The organism is Bradyrhizobium sp. 41S5 (assembly GCF_011516665.3).
GTDB classification, from domain to species: domain Bacteria; phylum Pseudomonadota; class Alphaproteobacteria; order Rhizobiales; family Xanthobacteraceae; genus Bradyrhizobium; species Bradyrhizobium quebecense.
This window is the reverse complement of record NZ_CP083721.1, coordinates 732,597-746,769: the sequence shown is the minus strand read 5'-3', so window position 1 is coordinate 746,769 and position 14,173 is coordinate 732,597. Positions and strand designations below refer to the sequence as shown.

The 14,173-nt window shown below is 64.2% G+C and carries 11 protein-coding genes; 4 read left to right on the top strand and 7 right to left on the bottom strand.

Annotation, left to right across the window (positions count from 1 at the left end; genetic code table 11):
* Window positions 1-47: 47 nt before the first annotated feature.
* From HAP47_RS03615 to HAP47_RS03595, 5 genes are all read right to left on the bottom strand, one after another.
* Window positions 48-869: a helix-turn-helix domain-containing protein gene (locus HAP47_RS03615; protein WP_173639407.1), complete on the bottom strand. Its 822-nt coding sequence runs from the start codon at window positions 867-869 to the stop codon at window positions 48-50.
* Window positions 870-1,075: 206 nt separating this feature from the next.
* A complete protein-coding gene (locus HAP47_RS03610; protein ID WP_173639408.1) occupies window positions 1,076-1,732 on the bottom strand; it encodes a glutathione S-transferase family protein in 657 nt (218 codons plus the stop codon).
* A gap of 99 nt (window positions 1,733-1,831) precedes the next feature.
* Complete coding sequence (locus HAP47_RS03605) at window positions 1,832-3,043, bottom strand: acyl-CoA dehydrogenase family protein (protein ID WP_173639409.1); 1,212 nt, start codon at window positions 3,041-3,043, stop codon at window positions 1,832-1,834.
* Between the two features lie 60 nt (window positions 3,044-3,103).
* Window positions 3,104-4,264, bottom strand: a complete 1,161-nt coding sequence (locus HAP47_RS03600) for an acyl-CoA dehydrogenase family protein (protein ID WP_173639410.1) — start codon at window positions 4,262-4,264, stop codon at window positions 3,104-3,106.
* A 193-nt stretch (window positions 4,265-4,457) separates the two neighbouring features.
* On the bottom strand, window positions 4,458-5,594 hold the full coding sequence (locus HAP47_RS03595) for an acyl-CoA dehydrogenase family protein (RefSeq protein WP_173639411.1): 1,137 nt from the start codon (window positions 5,592-5,594) through the stop codon (window positions 4,458-4,460).
* Window positions 5,595-5,809: 215 nt separating this feature from the next.
* Here HAP47_RS03595 and HAP47_RS03590 point away from each other — a divergent pair, with 215 nt between their 5' ends.
* Both HAP47_RS03590 and HAP47_RS03585 read left to right on the top strand, forming a co-directional pair.
* Complete coding sequence (locus HAP47_RS03590) at window positions 5,810-7,351, top strand: acyl-CoA synthetase (protein WP_173639412.1); 1,542 nt, start codon at window positions 5,810-5,812, stop codon at window positions 7,349-7,351.
* A gap of 125 nt (window positions 7,352-7,476) precedes the next feature.
* A complete protein-coding gene (locus HAP47_RS03585) occupies window positions 7,477-8,697 on the top strand; it encodes an ABC transporter substrate-binding protein (RefSeq protein ID WP_173639413.1) in 1,221 nt (406 codons plus the stop codon).
* A gap of 250 nt (window positions 8,698-8,947) precedes the next feature.
* Here HAP47_RS03585 and HAP47_RS03580 read toward each other — a convergent pair.
* Both HAP47_RS03580 and HAP47_RS03575 read right to left on the bottom strand, forming a co-directional pair.
* Window positions 8,948-9,896 (bottom strand): IS630 family transposase gene (locus HAP47_RS03580; RefSeq protein ID WP_173637148.1). Its coding sequence is split into 2 segments (ribosomal slippage): window positions 8,948-9,559 and window positions 9,561-9,896, totalling 948 coding nucleotides; the frame shifts between segments, so codons are not numbered across the junction.
* Window positions 9,897-10,035: 139 nt separating this feature from the next.
* Window positions 10,036-10,800, bottom strand: a complete 765-nt coding sequence (locus tag HAP47_RS03575) for a helix-turn-helix domain-containing protein (protein ID WP_173639414.1) — start codon at window positions 10,798-10,800, stop codon at window positions 10,036-10,038.
* A 253-nt stretch (window positions 10,801-11,053) separates the two neighbouring features.
* On the opposite strand from HAP47_RS03575, the gene HAP47_RS03570 reads away from it, so the two are divergent.
* Both HAP47_RS03570 and HAP47_RS03565 read left to right on the top strand, forming a co-directional pair.
* Window positions 11,054-13,273, top strand: coding sequence for a marine proteobacterial sortase target protein (locus HAP47_RS03570; protein ID WP_371821852.1), 2,220 nt, complete (start codon window positions 11,054-11,056; stop codon window positions 13,271-13,273).
* Between the two features lie 198 nt (window positions 13,274-13,471).
* Window positions 13,472-14,083: a class GN sortase gene (locus HAP47_RS03565; protein ID WP_173639416.1), complete on the top strand. Its 612-nt coding sequence runs from the start codon at window positions 13,472-13,474 to the stop codon at window positions 14,081-14,083.
* Window positions 14,084-14,173: the final 90 nt, after the last annotated feature.

Genomic DNA, 14,173 nt, shown 5'->3' with positions numbered 1-14,173 from the left:
AACCGGCTGTGGTTATCGGTCCCGGCGTTCGCCGGGACGACCGATGGTTACGTCAACGCGCGCTCTTGCCCAGTGCGATAAATCGCAAGATCCCGTGAGCCGGAGAAGATCGCGCGCGGCTTCAAGCCATAGAAGCGGCGGATCGAGTGGCTGAAATGCGTGCTATCGGGATAGCCGATATCCTGCGCGAGATGCGCGAGATTGATGTCCTGGTTGGCGAAATGCAGCAGATGCCGCGCGCGCTTCCAGGCGCGGAAGGAGCGGAACGAGATTCCGGTCTCCTCCTTGAACAGATGCAGGAAGCGCGAGGGCGACAGCCCGGCCTCGGTGGCGCAGCCTGCCGCGGTCACCGGCTCGCCGGAGAACTGCCCGATGCGGCCGATCGCGCGCACCACCCGCGGATCGAGCACACGCTGCGGCAGCGCGTCGCCGAAGCACATGGTGTCGAACTCGGCATTCGCGATCGCATCGCGATGCTGCATCTCGGCCAGCGTCGCATAGGCGTTGCGGATCCGGTTCGCGAACAATTGCGAGTCGGGTCCTTGCAGGCGGCGGGCGACGGCTTCGAGCGTGCCGTCAGGCACGCTTTCCGGCTCGATCGCGACGCAGATCGCGGAACGATATTCGCTGGTGATGGTGTGGCGCAGGTTCGGCATCGTCACCGCGAGTTCGCCATGGGACTCGCGGCCTTCGCTGGTCGACAGATGCAAGCCCTCGCGGATCGCGACATAGACATGGAATGCGCCCGGACAGCGCTCGCGCGGGCGGCCGAGCAGCCCGGCATAAAACACCCGTTCCGGCGTAATCAGCATCCGGTGGCCGGACGGCTGGCCGGAGTTCTGGCACTTCGCGTCCACGACGGCGTCCATGGCGGTTCCTCCTCGCGCGGCTCTTTAGGCCGCTGCGGCGAAGCTACCATAGCGCAAATTCGCAAAAGCGATACGTCGTCATTCCGGGGCGATGCGACGCATCGAGCCCCAATGCGCAATTGCGCATTGTGGGATCTCGAGATTCACAGATGCACAATTGTGCATCTGTGGTGTGGTCCTTCGGATCACCCTGGAACAACGCATCATCAGGGCCGCGCTCGCGGCGCAACGTTCTGTTCCTGCCCGGCTTTTTGCTCCGACGCCACCGCGCGCCTGTAGCCTTCGCGCTGCTGCAGCCGCGCCCAATAGGCGGCGACATTCGGCCCGAAATCCTTGGCGAGGCCGATATTGGTGGCGAGCCGAAGGGCATAACCGTTGGCGATGTCGGCGGCGGTGAAGCGTTCCGCGCAGAGGAATTCAGAATTCGCGGTAGCGGCCTCCACCGCGCGCAGGCGGCCCAGGAACCATTTTGCATAATCGCCCGAGACCTGCGGGTTGCGCCGCTCCTCCGGCTCGAGCTGGCTGTAGCGAAGCACCAGCGTCTGCGGGAAGGTCAACGTCGCATCGGAGAAATACATCCAGTTCAGGAACGCGCCATAGGCCGGCTCGTCGGGGCCCACGATCAGCGGAGTCGGGCCGTATTTGGTGCCGAGATAGTGGCAGATGCCGGAGGACTCCGTCATCCTGGTCTCGCCGTCGACCATGAACGGAACGGTGCCGAGCGGATTGATGCCAAGATATTCCTTGGCGAACACGCGCGGCGGGAACGGCAGCATCTTCAGCTCATAGGGCAGCCCGAGCTCCTCCAGCATCCACAGCGGACGGAACGAGCGCGCGGCATCGCAGTGATAGAGCGTGATCATCAGGCGTTTCCCATGTTCTTGATCGCCGCCACCATGGAGCGCCGGCGAGGTGACTGCAACATTGTCGTGCGCGGTGCATACATCGCGCACGCTTCCCCTTCAGGCATTGCCGTATTTGCGCAGCTCGAGCCGCGCGATCTGGTTGCGATGGACCTCGTCGGGACCGTCGGCGAGACGTAGCAGCCGGGCCGTTGCGTAGGCTGCGGCGAGCCCAAAATCGTTGCTGGTGCCACCGCCGCCATGCGCCTGAATCGCCCAGTCGATGACCTGGCAGGCCATGTTGGGGACCGCGACCTTGATCATGGCGATCTCGGCCTTGGCCACCCTGTTGCCGACCGTGTCCATCATGTGGGCTGCGTTGAGCGTCAAGAGCCGCGCCTGCTCGATCATGATGCGCGATTCCGCGATCCGCTCTTGCGTAACGGTCTGCTCCGCGACCGGCTTGCCGAACGCGATCCGGCTCCTGGTCCTGACGCACATCTTCTCCAGCGTGCGTTCGGCAAGCCCGATCAGCCGCATGCAGTGATGAATGCGGCCCGGCCCGAGCCGTCCCTGCGCGATCTCGAAACCGCGGCCCTCGCCGAGCAGCATGTTGCTTGCGGGCACCCGCACATTCGTGAACACGACCTCCGAGGCGCGGTCCGGCACACCATAGAAGCCGAACACCGGCAGCGGGCGTAGCACCTCGATCCCTTGCGCATCCATCGGCACCAGGATCATCGACTGCTGGCGATGCCGGTCCGGATTGTGCGGATCGGTCTTGCCCATGAAGATGCAGATCTTGCAGCGCGGATCGGTGGCGTTGGTGGTGTACCATTTGCGGCCGTTGATGACGTAGTCATCGCCGTCGCGCACGATCGAGCTCTCGATATTGGTCGCATCGCTGGAGGCAACGGCCGGCTCGGTCATGGCGAAGCAGGACCGGATCTCGCCCGCGAGCAGCGGCTTCAGCCACCGCTCCTGATGTTCCCTGGTGCTGTAGCGCGCCAGCACCTCCATATTGCCGGTGTCGGGCGCCGAGCAATTGAAGAGTTCGGGCGCAAGATGCGACCGGCCCATGATCTCGCACAGCGGCGCATATTCGAGATTGGTCAGGCCGGCGCCGTGCTCGCTCTCGGGCAGGAACAGATTCCACAGCCCCTCTTCCCTGGCTTTCGGCTTCAGCTCCTCGACGACCGGAAAGACCTTCCATGGGCCGAGCTCTTCCGCCTCGCGGTAGAACCGTGCCTCGTTCGGATAGACATGGCGATCCATGAACGACTGAAGGCGATGCTTCAGCTCCACGACTTTCTGGCTTTCCTGATAGAGCATATCGGCCTCCATCCCTGCGGTCGTACCGGCGGCGCATGCGATCCGCCGGACGGCTTCGCGCTAATTCTTCTTCATCCCGGGCAGCGTGCCCATCATCTTGCACAACACCATCAGCATCACCTCGTCGGCGCCGCCGCCGATCGAGGTCAGGCGGCTGTCGCGATAGGCCCGGCTGACCGGCGTCTCGTTGGTAAAACCCATGCCACCCCAATACTGCAGGCAGGCGTCGGTGAGTTCGCGGCCGAGCCGGCCGGCTTTCAGCTTGGCCATGGTCGCAAGCCGCGTCACGTCCTCGCCGGCAACCAGCGCCTCGCCGGCACGATAGATCAGCGAGCGCAGCAGCTCGACCTCGGTCTGCATCTCCGCAAGCTTGAAGTGCACCACCTGGTTGTCGAGGATCGAGCCGCCGAACGCCTTGCGGTTGCGGGTGTAGTCGATGGTCTCGTTGATGATGAACTCATGCGCCTTCAGGCAGGCGGCCGCGCCCCACAGCCGTTCTTCCTGGAACTGGATCATCTGATAGGTGAAGCCCTGCCCCTCCTCGCCGATCCGGTTGCGCTTCGGCACCCGGACATTGTCGAAGAAGATCTGCGCGGTGTCGGAGGAGCGCATGCCGAGCTTGTCGAGCTTGCGCGCGACCTGCACGCCCTTGGTCCTCATCGGTACGCAGATCAGCGATTTGTTGCGATGGACCTGGCCGTCGCTGGTATTGGCGAGCAGGCAGATCCAGTCGGCCTGGGTGCCGTTGGTGATCCACATCTTGCCGCCATTGATGACGTAGTCGTCGCCGTCGGAGCGCGCATTGGTCTTGATCGAGGCGACGTCGGAGCCGGCGCCGGCCTCGGAAACGCCGATGCAGGCGACCTGGTCGCCTGCAATCGCGGGCACCAGGAATTCGCGCCGCACCTCGTCGGAGCCGAACCGCGCCAGCGCGGGCGTTGCCATGTCGGTTTGCACCCCGATCGCCATCGGCACGCCGCCACAGGTGATGGCGCCGAGTTCCTCGGCCATCATCAGCGCGTAGGAGTAATCCAGCCCCTGGCCGCCGAATTCGACCGGCTTGTTGAGGCCGAGGAATCCGAGATTGCCGAGCTTCTTGAACAGCTCAGGCGCCGGGAAGATGTCGGCCTTCTCCCATTCATCGACATGGGGATTGATCTCGGCCGCGATGAACTTTTGTAGAGCGCGGCGCGGTTCGTCGTGGTCGGCGGTGAAGAGCATTGTTGGTCTCGTCTTTCCCTGGTCGTCTCTCTCTTCACCTCCCCTGAAAGGGGGAGGTCGGCGCGCTCGGCAACGCCGAGCGGGCCGGGTGGGGGTCAAACTGCCAATCGGACGCGCGGCTTGACCCCCAGCCTGCCCTCCCCCTTTCAGGAGGAGGGTGTTTCCTCACGCACAGCGTCGTCTGCTGCCTCGTTCACAACCCCATCTGCCGGCTCGCGAGATCCTTCATGATCTCTTCGGTGCCGCCGCCGATGGCGTTGACCTTGACCTCGCGATAGATGCGCTCGACCTTGATGCCGCGCATGAACCCGGCGCCGCCGAAGATCTGCACCGCCTCGGAGGCGCAATGCGCCATGGTCTGCGTCGCCTGGTTCTTCATCATGCAGATCTCGGCGACCGGGCTTTCGCCCTGGCCGAGCCGCCACGCCAGCATTTCCAGCATCGCCTGCGAGGCCGCGACCTTCTGCGCCATGTCGACGATCTTGTGCCTGATCACCTGGTGCTGGGCGATCGGCTTGCCGAACGTCTTGCGCTCTTTGGCATAGGCCACTGCCTCGTCGAGGCAGACGCGCGCATAGGCGGTACAGCCCGCCGCCATGCCCATGCGCTCGCTGTTGAAGTTCTGCATGATGATCTTGAAGCCCTGGCCCTCCTCGCCGATCAGGTTCTCGACCGGCACGCGGCATTCGTCGAAATGCAAGGTCGCGGTATCCGACGCCCACCAGCCCATCTTCTTCAGCTTGGTGCGGGAGAGGCCCGGCGTGCTGCCCTCGATCAACAGCAGGCTGACGCCGCCCGGCCCCTCGCCGCCGGTGCGCACCGCGACCGTCAGATAGTCAGCGCGCATGCCCGAGGTGATGAAGGTCTTCTCGCCAGAGACGACGTAATGGTCGCCGTCCCGCCGTGCCTTGGTGCGGAGGTTCGCGACATCGGAGCCGCCGCTCGGCTCGGTGATCGCCAGCGCGGAGATCTTCTTGCCCGCAAGCACCTCCGGCAGCACCCGTGCCTTGACCTCGGGGCGGGCGGCGCGGGCGATCGGCGGCGAGCCGATGGTGTGGCTCATCAGGCTCGCGGAGACGCCGCCGGCGCCGGCGCGCGCCAACTCCTGCGAGGCCACGATCTTCATGAACTGGTCGGCGGCGACCCCACCATATTCTTCCGGAAAACCGAGGCCGAGCAGCCCGATTTCGGACGCCTTGGCATAGAGCGCGCGGGGAAACTCGCCCTCTTCGTCCCATTGATGGGCAAAAGGCTCGATTTCCTTGGCCACAAAGCGCCGCATCACCTCGCGAAAGGCCTCATGCTCGCTGGTGTAGAACGGGTTTGCCATCCGCGTGCTCCGTTGATTCCCACGTCCGACGATGTCCGGATTTTTCCCTGTTCACTTGCGTCGAGTAGCTGTCGGCTGGACCGACCGTCCATCTGGCCCCCCGCCAGCCACTAAACGCAAGACAGTATCCTAATACGCCCCCTCCACTGCCAATTCATGGCATCAATCGGGCCAGGAACAGGCGGCGCAAGACTGTCGTTCCAGAGGAGGGAAATTTGCCGGTTCGTTATTACGACTGGATTGCGCATCATCGCCGGCGCACGCCGGACAAGACGGCGCTTGTCGATCTCGCAAGCGGTCGTCGCTTCAGCTATGCGGAGCTCGACGCCCGCGTATCGCGGCTCGCGGGCTATCTGCGCGACGGGCTCAAGGTCGCCCGCGGCGACCGCGTCGCGGTGCTGGCGCTGAACACGACCGATACGCTGGAGGTGCAGTTCGCCTGCTTCCGGATCGGGGCGGTCTTCCTGCCGCTCAACACCCGCCTCACCGTTCCCGAGCTGCGCTACATCACCGGCGACGCCTCACCGAAGGTGATGATCCATGACGACGATCTCGCCGAGACCGCGCTCGCGGTCGCCAAGCTCTGCGATGTCGCTTCGACCGTGCGGCTCGGCCCGGACGGGGCCTATGAGGCCGGCATCGCGGCGGCGAAACCGCTCGAACGATTCGAGGAGGTCACGCTCGATGACATCTCGACCATCATGTACACCTCGGGAACCACCGGCCAGCCCAAGGGCGCGATCATCACGCATGGGATGACGTTCTGGAATTGCGTCAATCTCGGCGGCCCCGCCTACATCTCGCCGGCCTCGGTGCTGCTGACCGTGCTGCCGCTGTTCCACACCGGCGGCCTGAATTGCTACACCAACCCGGTGCTGCATGCCGGCGGCACGGTGCTGATCATGCGCGCGTTCGATCCCGGCGAGGCGCTGAAACTGATCGGCGATCCCTTGCAGGGCATCAACGTGTTCTTCGGCGTGCCCGCCATCTACCAGTTCATGGCGCAGCATCCGGCCTTCGCGTCAGCGGATTTCAGCCGCCTGACGATCGGCGGCGTCGGCGGCGCACCGATGCCGGTACCGCTGCTGAAAACCTGGGAGGCGCGCGGCGTGGCGCTGCAACAGGGCTACGGCATGACCGAGACCTCGCCCGCGGTGATGGTGCTCGACCGCGAGGATGCCGCGCGCAAGGCCGGCTCGTCCGGCAAGCCGGTGCTGCACACCGAGGTTCGGATCGTGCGGCCCGACGGCAGCGATGCCCCGGTCGGCGAACTCGGCGAGCTCTGGGTCAAGGGCCCGAACATCACGCCGGGCTACTGGAACCGGCCGGACGCCAACGCCTCCTCCTTCACCGACGGCTGGCTGCATACCGGCGACGCCACGCGGATCGACGAGGAAGGCTTCTACTACATCGTCGACCGCTGGAAGGACATGTACATCTCCGGCGGCGAGAACGTCTATCCGGCCGAGGTCGAAAGCGTGCTGCATCAATTGGCAGCCGTCGCCGAGGCCGCCGTCATCGGCATCCCGAACGAGCAATGGGGCGAGGTCGGGATGGCCGTGATCGCCGTGAAGCCGGGCCATACGCTGACGCCGGCCGAGATCCATGCGCATTGCCAGGCCAATCTGGCGCGGTTCAAGTGCCCGCGCCTGATCGAATTCATCGATGCCCTGCCGCGGAATGCCACAGGCAAAATTCATAAGCCGACGCTCCGGCAGCAATTCAGCCAGCCGAAGCCGACCGATACCGCGGCGTAATCCGGAAGCGCGTCTCGCGCGTTCCGAGTCTCGCCGCGACACAAGTTGCCTGTAACCGTCTGCCGGGACTGGTTGCGGGTTCGTTGCGTAAGTCCCAACCAAAATCAATCGAGGAAATTGCTTTTATGAAAACCACAAAATTGTCGCTGCTGGCCGCCGCTACAGCGCTCTGCCTGCTCTCAACCCAGGCCGCCTTTGCACAAAAAAAGTATGACACCGGCGCCTCCGATACCGAGATCAAGATCGGCAATGTCGAGGCCTATAGCGGTCCCGCCTCCGCCTACGGCGTCATCGGCAAGACCGAAGAAGCCTATTTCAAGATGATCAACGATAAGGGCGGCATCAACGGCCGCAAGATCAACTGGATCTCCTATGACGACGGCTACTCGCCGCCGAAAACCGTGGAGCAGATCCGCAAGCTGATCGAGAGCGACGAGGTGTTCCTGGTGTTCAACGCGCTGGGCACGCCGACCCAGACCGCGGTGCAGAAGTATCACAACGCCAAGAAGGTGCCGCAGCTGTTCCTCGCCACCGGCGCCAGCAAGTGGAATGATCCGAAGGATTTCCCGTGGACCATGGGCTTCCAGCCGAGCTATCGCGTCGAGGCGCGGATCTTCGGCAAGTACATCCTCAAGGCCAAGCCGGATGCCAAGGTCGCGATCTTCTATGCCAATGACGATTTCGGCAAGGACTACCTGGTCGGCCTCAAGGAGGTGCTCGACAAGTCGAGCGCCAAGATCGTTGCTGAGGAAAGCTACGAGACCACCGAGCCGTCGATCGATTCCCACATCGTCAAGCTGAAGGACACCGGCGCCGATGTGTTCGTCAACATCTCGACACCGAAATTCGCCGCGCAAGCGATCAAGAAGATCGCCGAGCTCGGCTGGAAGCCGATGCACGTGATGACCGACGTCTCGATCTCGATCGGCGCTGTCATGAAGCCCGCCGGACTCGAGGCTTCGGAAGGCGTGCTGTCGGCCGGTTATCTCAAGGACGCATCCGATCCGCAGTGGAAGAACGACGAGGGCATGAAGAAGTTCATGGCCTTCGCCGAGAAGTACATGCCGGGCGCCAATTTGTCCGACGCCAATCTGGTCTATGGCTACGCCGCGGCGCAGACCATGGTTCAGGTGCTGAAGCAAGCTGGCGACAACCTGACGCGTGAGAACGTGATGAAGCAGGCCGCTAGCCTGAAGGACTTCACGCCCGACACGCTGATCCCCGGCATCCGGATCAACACCAGCGCGACCGACTTCGCCCCGGTCGAGCAGCTCAAGATGATGCAGTTCAAGAACGGACAGTGGGAGCTGTTCGGCGACATCATCAGCGCGGAGACCGGCGGCTAGGGCTACGCGCACCGCGACCAAACATCAGCCATTGCGAAGCCGCCCAATCGGGCGGCTTCGTTGTTCTTGCGGAGTGTTTTATCTGAAGCGAGAGGCCAGATTGAACCAGCCGGTGGCACACCACTCTCTCACCGTCACCCTGAGGAGCGCGCTCTTGCGCGCATCTCGAAGGGTCGACGGCCCCGATGGTGGCCGTGCATCCTTCGAGGCTCGCTCCGCTCGCACCTCAGGATGACGGGGCTAGAGCGTTTCACATTTTGACTGAAGCATAACCGGCGTTTGCGAAGTAGTTTGCGCATTCGCGAGGCTGGATGTCCTGAACGAGGTGACCGATGTGGCGCCAAGTGTCTTCGACGGTGCGCCTCTGAGCCTGCCGCATCCAGTGTTTGATCTTGGAGAAGGCCTGTTCGATCGGGTTGAGGTCGGGCGAGTATGGCGGCAGGTACCAGAGCCTGGCGCCAGCAGCCTGGATCATTTGCCTGACAGCTTTCGACTTGTGGCTTCCGAGGTTGTCGAGAATGACGATGTCGCCTTCGCGCAGGGTTGGCAGGAGAAGGTGCTTCACATAAGCGCAGAAGCATTCGCCGTTGATCGGGCCGTCGAAGACGCAGGGTGCCGTGAGTTGGTCATGGCGGAGCGCGCCGAGGAATGTGAGGGTACGCCAGTGACCGTGCGGGGCGAAGCCGCGCAGGCGTGCGCCCTTGGGGCCCCAGCCCCGCAAAGGGGCCATGTTGGTCTTGATCCAAGTCTCATCGATGAAGACGAGCCGGCCCGGATCAAGTCCGGCCTGCCAGGATCGCCAACGCTGGCGCCTACGAGAGACGTCGGCGCGCGCTTGTTCGAGGGCGAACAGTGTTTTTTTTGAACCGCAGCCCTTCCCGGCGCAGGAACAGCCAGACCGCGTTGTGTGAGACCTTGACCCCACGAGCTGCCAGTTCCGCCTTCAGACCATGCAGCGTCAGGTGCGGCGTCTGAATGATCCGCTCGACAATGAAGGCACGATGCGGATCAAGCAAGGGCTTGCGGTGACCGCCCATCTTGCCGGGCGCAACCGAGCCGGTCGCCCGCTGCCGCTGTGACCACTTCACAACCGACGAGACCGCAACACCAAACCGTTCCGCCACAGATCGGCAGCTCTCGCCCGCCAAAACCGACGCCACCACACGCTCGCGAAGATCCAGGGAAAGAGGTCGGGTCATGCGATGCTGGCCTCCAATCCAGTCAGCATCTTGAATCACAAACCGCCAAAAACCGGAATCCCCTCCGATTCAGTTAAGCAATGAAATGCTCTAGCATCGGAGTGTACCGACGACGTCCTTGTTCACGCGCAACCTGCGACTATGCCGGCAGGAAGATCGCGAAAGGCTCGTCGATCGTGCGGCGCAGATGCTCGCGGTAGAGGACGTAGTTGGCATCGTCAGCCGACACCCGGCCGAGGCTCGGCTTCGGCACGTTCTTCACCGGCAGGAATGCGATCGGCGCGGCGACCGGCGTCAGCAGCGAGCCGCGGCCGGCGAGCAGTGTCGTGATGATGCCGTACATCTCACCGGAATTGCGCGGGCGCGAGACAGTGATCACGCGGTGCTGTCCGTGCCGGTTGGTTACGAGATAGACGAAGCCCGATTCATTCGGCACCGCCACCTCGCCATACTGGGTGTAGTCGGCATCCTGCCGCTCGCCCTCGCGGAAGCCGAGCGATGATGCCGCATCATCCCATGTAATCTCCGTCCGATAGGCATAGACCGCGCCCTGCTCGCCGAACGACGGACGCACCGTGATGTAAGTCCCTTCGATCCGCGCCACCGAGCGGCGCGAATAGGATCCGAGGCTGTCGGGCGCGATCTCGCCATTGGCAGGCGCGGCAACCGTGATCGTCTCCGGCAGCTTGCGCAAGGACACGCCGAGTGCCTGCTCGAGCCGCACGGTGGTCGCCAGCGTGAACGGGCGGCGGCCGCCGAGCACTTTTTCCAGCGTCGAAAGGCTGAGCTTCGCCTGCTCGGCCAGCGTCTGGCGCGAGATGCGGCGCCGCGCGATTTCCTCGCGGATGGTCTCCGCGACCTGCTGGCTCAGCTCGGCGGAAAGCTGCTTGTCAGGCGTCGGCATCGTGATTCCTGCCCGGTTCCCCTTGATTCCGCGCACTCTAGCAGACCGGACAATCCATCACAAAACCGCACAAACCCGCCTCGGACGGCGGCGGGCCGCGCCGGATGGCGGCCAATCATTGCCGATCATTCTGCTCGCGCCAAAACCGCCGCTCTCCATGATCGCGAGGCAGCGAAAGTCTCGCTCGGGAGTGACGAAAATGACGATTTACGATGCATGTGAGAGCGGCCCGCAGATCCGGCTGTCGCGCCGGATGCGCATTGCGCTGTTCTTCCTGGTGGAAGGCGTCGCCGCACTGGCTATCGGCTTTGCGGCGCTGTTCGTGAGTTTTGATCCGGTGTGGTCGGCCGAGCTGCCGCAACAGGCGGTGCTGCGACCGAGCGATGCGCGCTCCGGCTCGCTGCTGTTCAAGACCGACGACGGCTATGCCGACGCGCTGCGGCTCGGTGTCGATGTCGATCTCACGGTGTCGGGCCCGACCGTCCGCGCCCGCGTCACGCAGATCTTCCGCAACCCGACCAAGGACTGGGTCGAAGCGACCTATGTCTATCCGCTGCCGGCCGGCGGCGCGGTCGACACGCTGAAGATGGTGGTCGGCGATCGCATCGTGGTCGGCGACATCAAGGAGCGGCAGCAGGCCCGCGCCATCTACGAGCAGGCCAAGCGGAATGGCCAGAAGGCCGCGCTCACCGAACAGGAGCGGCCGAACATCTTCACCAACTCGGTCGCTAATATCGGCCCCGGCGAAACCGTGCTGGCGCAGATCGAATATCAGGAACCGGTGCAGCAGAACGGCAACGAATTCTCGCTGCGGGTGCCGATGGTGGTCGGCCCGCGCTACAATCCGCGCCCGGTGGTGCAGAGTGTCGACCTCCGCGCCGACGGCAGCGGCTGGGGCGCGACGTCAACCGATCCGGTGCCGGACCGCGATCGGATCGCCTCCGAGGTACTCGATCCCGCGACGAATGCGCCGGTCAATCCGACCAACATCACGGTCCACCTCAACGCCGGCTTCCCGCTCGGCGAGGTGAAGAGCCATTTTCACCAGGTCAGGATCGAGAGCCTCGACAGCACCACGCGCGTCGTCAAGCTCGCCGAAGGCCTGGTGCCGGCCGATCGCGATTTCGAGCTGAGCTGGAAGCCAGCCGCCGAGAAGGCGCCGTCGGTCGGGCTGTTCCGCGAGCAAGTCGGCAATTCCGACTATCTGCTGGCCTTCGTCACCCCGCCATCGGTCGAGCAGGCGCAACAGAAGGCCCTGCCGCGCGAGGTGATCTTCGTGATCGACAATTCCGGCTCGATGGGCGGCACCTCGATCATCCAGGCCAAGGCGAGCCTCATTTACGCGCTCGGCCGCCTGCAACCGACCGATCGCTTCAACGTGATCCGCTTCGACGACACCATGGACACGCTGTTCCCCACCCCGGTGGCCGCCAACAGCACCAATATCGGTAACGCGACGTCATTCGTCAGCGCGTTGCAGGCGCGCGGCGGCACCGAGATGGTGCCGGCAATGCGCACGGCGCTCTCCGACACCAACCGTGACGATGCCGACCATGTCCGCCAGGTCGTGTTCCTGACCGACGGCGCCATCGGCAACGAGCAGCAATTGTTCGAGACCATCAACGCGCTGCGCGGCCGCTCACGCATCTTCATGGTCGGCATCGGCTCGGCGCCGAACACCTATCTGATGACGCGCGCCGCCGAGCTCGGCCGCGGGACCTTCACCCATATCGGCTCAGTCGAGCAGGTCGACGAGCGGATGCGCGACCTGTTCGCCAAGTTGGAGAATCCGGCGGTGACCAACCTGTCCGCAAAGTTCTCCGAGGCGACGGCCGACCTGACACCGTCCGCACTCCCCGACGTCTATCGCGACGAGCCGCTGGTGCTGGCTGCAAAGCTCGACAAGCTTGCCGGCTCGGTCGAGATCAAGGGTCGCATCGGCGACCGTCCGTGGAGCGTGACGCTGCCGCTCGCGAATGCCGCCGAAGGCAAGGGCCTGTCGAAGCTCTGGGCGCGCCGCAAGATCGCGGATGCTGAGGTCGCGCGCACCACCCGGCAGGCGAGCCCCGAGGACGCCGACAAGACCATCCTTGCGCTGGCGCTGGAGCATCAGCTTGTGACGCGGCTGACCAGCCTCGTTGCGGTCGACAAGACGCCGAGCCGCCCCGAAGGCGAGCCGCTGAAGCTCGCTGAACTGCCGCTCAACCTGCCCGCGGGCTGGGATTTCGCCAAAGTATTCGGTGAGCGTCCGCGCCTGCCGGCCGCACCGACCGAACGCCGCGCTGAAGCCGGCGACGGCAAGGTGCAGCTCGCCACGCTGAAGCGGTCACCGGTCGCCACGCAAGGACCCGGCACGATCCAGCTGCCGAAGACCGCGACCGATGCCGAACTGAAGATGCTTGTGGGTGTGATCCTGCTCACGGTCAGCCTTCTGCTTCTGGTGTTCAACCGGCGTCAGACGTCGTCCCACTGACGTCGGATGAAAGGAGGAGGTGCCCCCCGACCTCCTCTTTCAAGAGCGCGCGCGGCCTTCTCACCCGTCCCCCATGGGCCGCGCGCGCCACTTCTCTCAAACGTCATTGCGGCGGGTGAAGCGACCAAGCAATCCATGGCTCCGCACATGCCGCTGATGGATTGCTTCGCTTTCGCTCGCAATGACGGGAGTAAGAATATGCGCCGCTTCATCCTCCCCCTCGCCGTCGCCATCATCGGCCTGATCCTGTTCGGCGAGGGCGCCTATATCCACGCCAAGGCACTGCTTGCGCAGGTGCTGCTGGAGCGCGCCTTCGCACAGAGCATCGCGACCGGCCACCCCGTGAAGCCGTGGCGCTGGGCCGATACCTGGCCGGTCGCCCGGATCGAGGTGAAGCGCCTGCACGCGTCCACAATTGCGCTGGCCGGCAGCAGCGGCCAGGCGCTGGCGTTCGGCCCCGGCCATGTCGAAGAGACCGTCGATGCCGGCGAGCCGGGCGTCGCTGTCTATTCCGCGCATCGCGACACCCATTTCCGCTTTCTGAAGGATGTCACAATCGGTGACGAGATCGACGTCACGAGAAGCGACGGCAGGATTTTTCGCTACCGGGCCGATCGCAGCGCGGTCGTCCGCTTCGACCAGTCCGGCATCGATCCGCTCACCAAGCGGTATGAGCTGGTGCTGTCGACCTGCTGGCCGTTTGACGCGCTGACGTCCGGCCCCGAGCGCTATCTGCTGCACGCGACCATGATCGACCCGGATTCGAACCCGTTCGAAACGGATTCGAGCCGACCCGAATCAGGCTCATGATCCGCTTCGATTTTGCGCCTGCCGGGATATTGCAAGCGATGCCCTGACTTGCAGCAGCGGGAGTTGCTACCCCCTTCCATCGGCCATAAA

What these genes read in the sequence shown, in the direction of transcription:
- HAP47_RS03615 (WP_173639407.1), bottom strand. Translation starts at nt 869, where the DNA reads ATGGACGCCGTCGTGGACGCGAAGTGCCAGAACTCCGGCCAGCCGTCC.
- HAP47_RS03610 (WP_173639408.1), bottom strand. Translation starts at nt 1,732, where the DNA reads ATGATCACGCTCTATCACTGCGATGCCGCGCGCTCGTTCCGTCCGCTG.
- HAP47_RS03605 (WP_173639409.1), bottom strand. Translation starts at nt 3,043, where the DNA reads ATGCTCTATCAGGAAAGCCAGAAAGTCGTGGAGCTGAAGCATCGCCTT.
- HAP47_RS03600 (WP_173639410.1), bottom strand. Translation starts at nt 4,264, where the DNA reads ATGCTCTTCACCGCCGACCACGACGAACCGCGCCGCGCTCTACAAAAG.
- HAP47_RS03595 (WP_173639411.1), bottom strand. Translation starts at nt 5,594, where the DNA reads ATGGCAAACCCGTTCTACACCAGCGAGCATGAGGCCTTTCGCGAGGTG.
- HAP47_RS03585 (WP_173639413.1), top strand. Translation starts at nt 7,477, where the DNA reads ATGAAAACCACAAAATTGTCGCTGCTGGCCGCCGCTACAGCGCTCTGC.
- HAP47_RS03575 (WP_173639414.1), bottom strand. Translation starts at nt 10,800, where the DNA reads ATGCCGACGCCTGACAAGCAGCTTTCCGCCGAGCTGAGCCAGCAGGTC.
- HAP47_RS03570 (WP_371821852.1), top strand. Translation starts at nt 11,054, where the DNA reads ATGCGCATTGCGCTGTTCTTCCTGGTGGAAGGCGTCGCCGCACTGGCT.
- HAP47_RS03565 (WP_173639416.1), top strand. Translation starts at nt 13,472, where the DNA reads ATGCGCCGCTTCATCCTCCCCCTCGCCGTCGCCATCATCGGCCTGATC.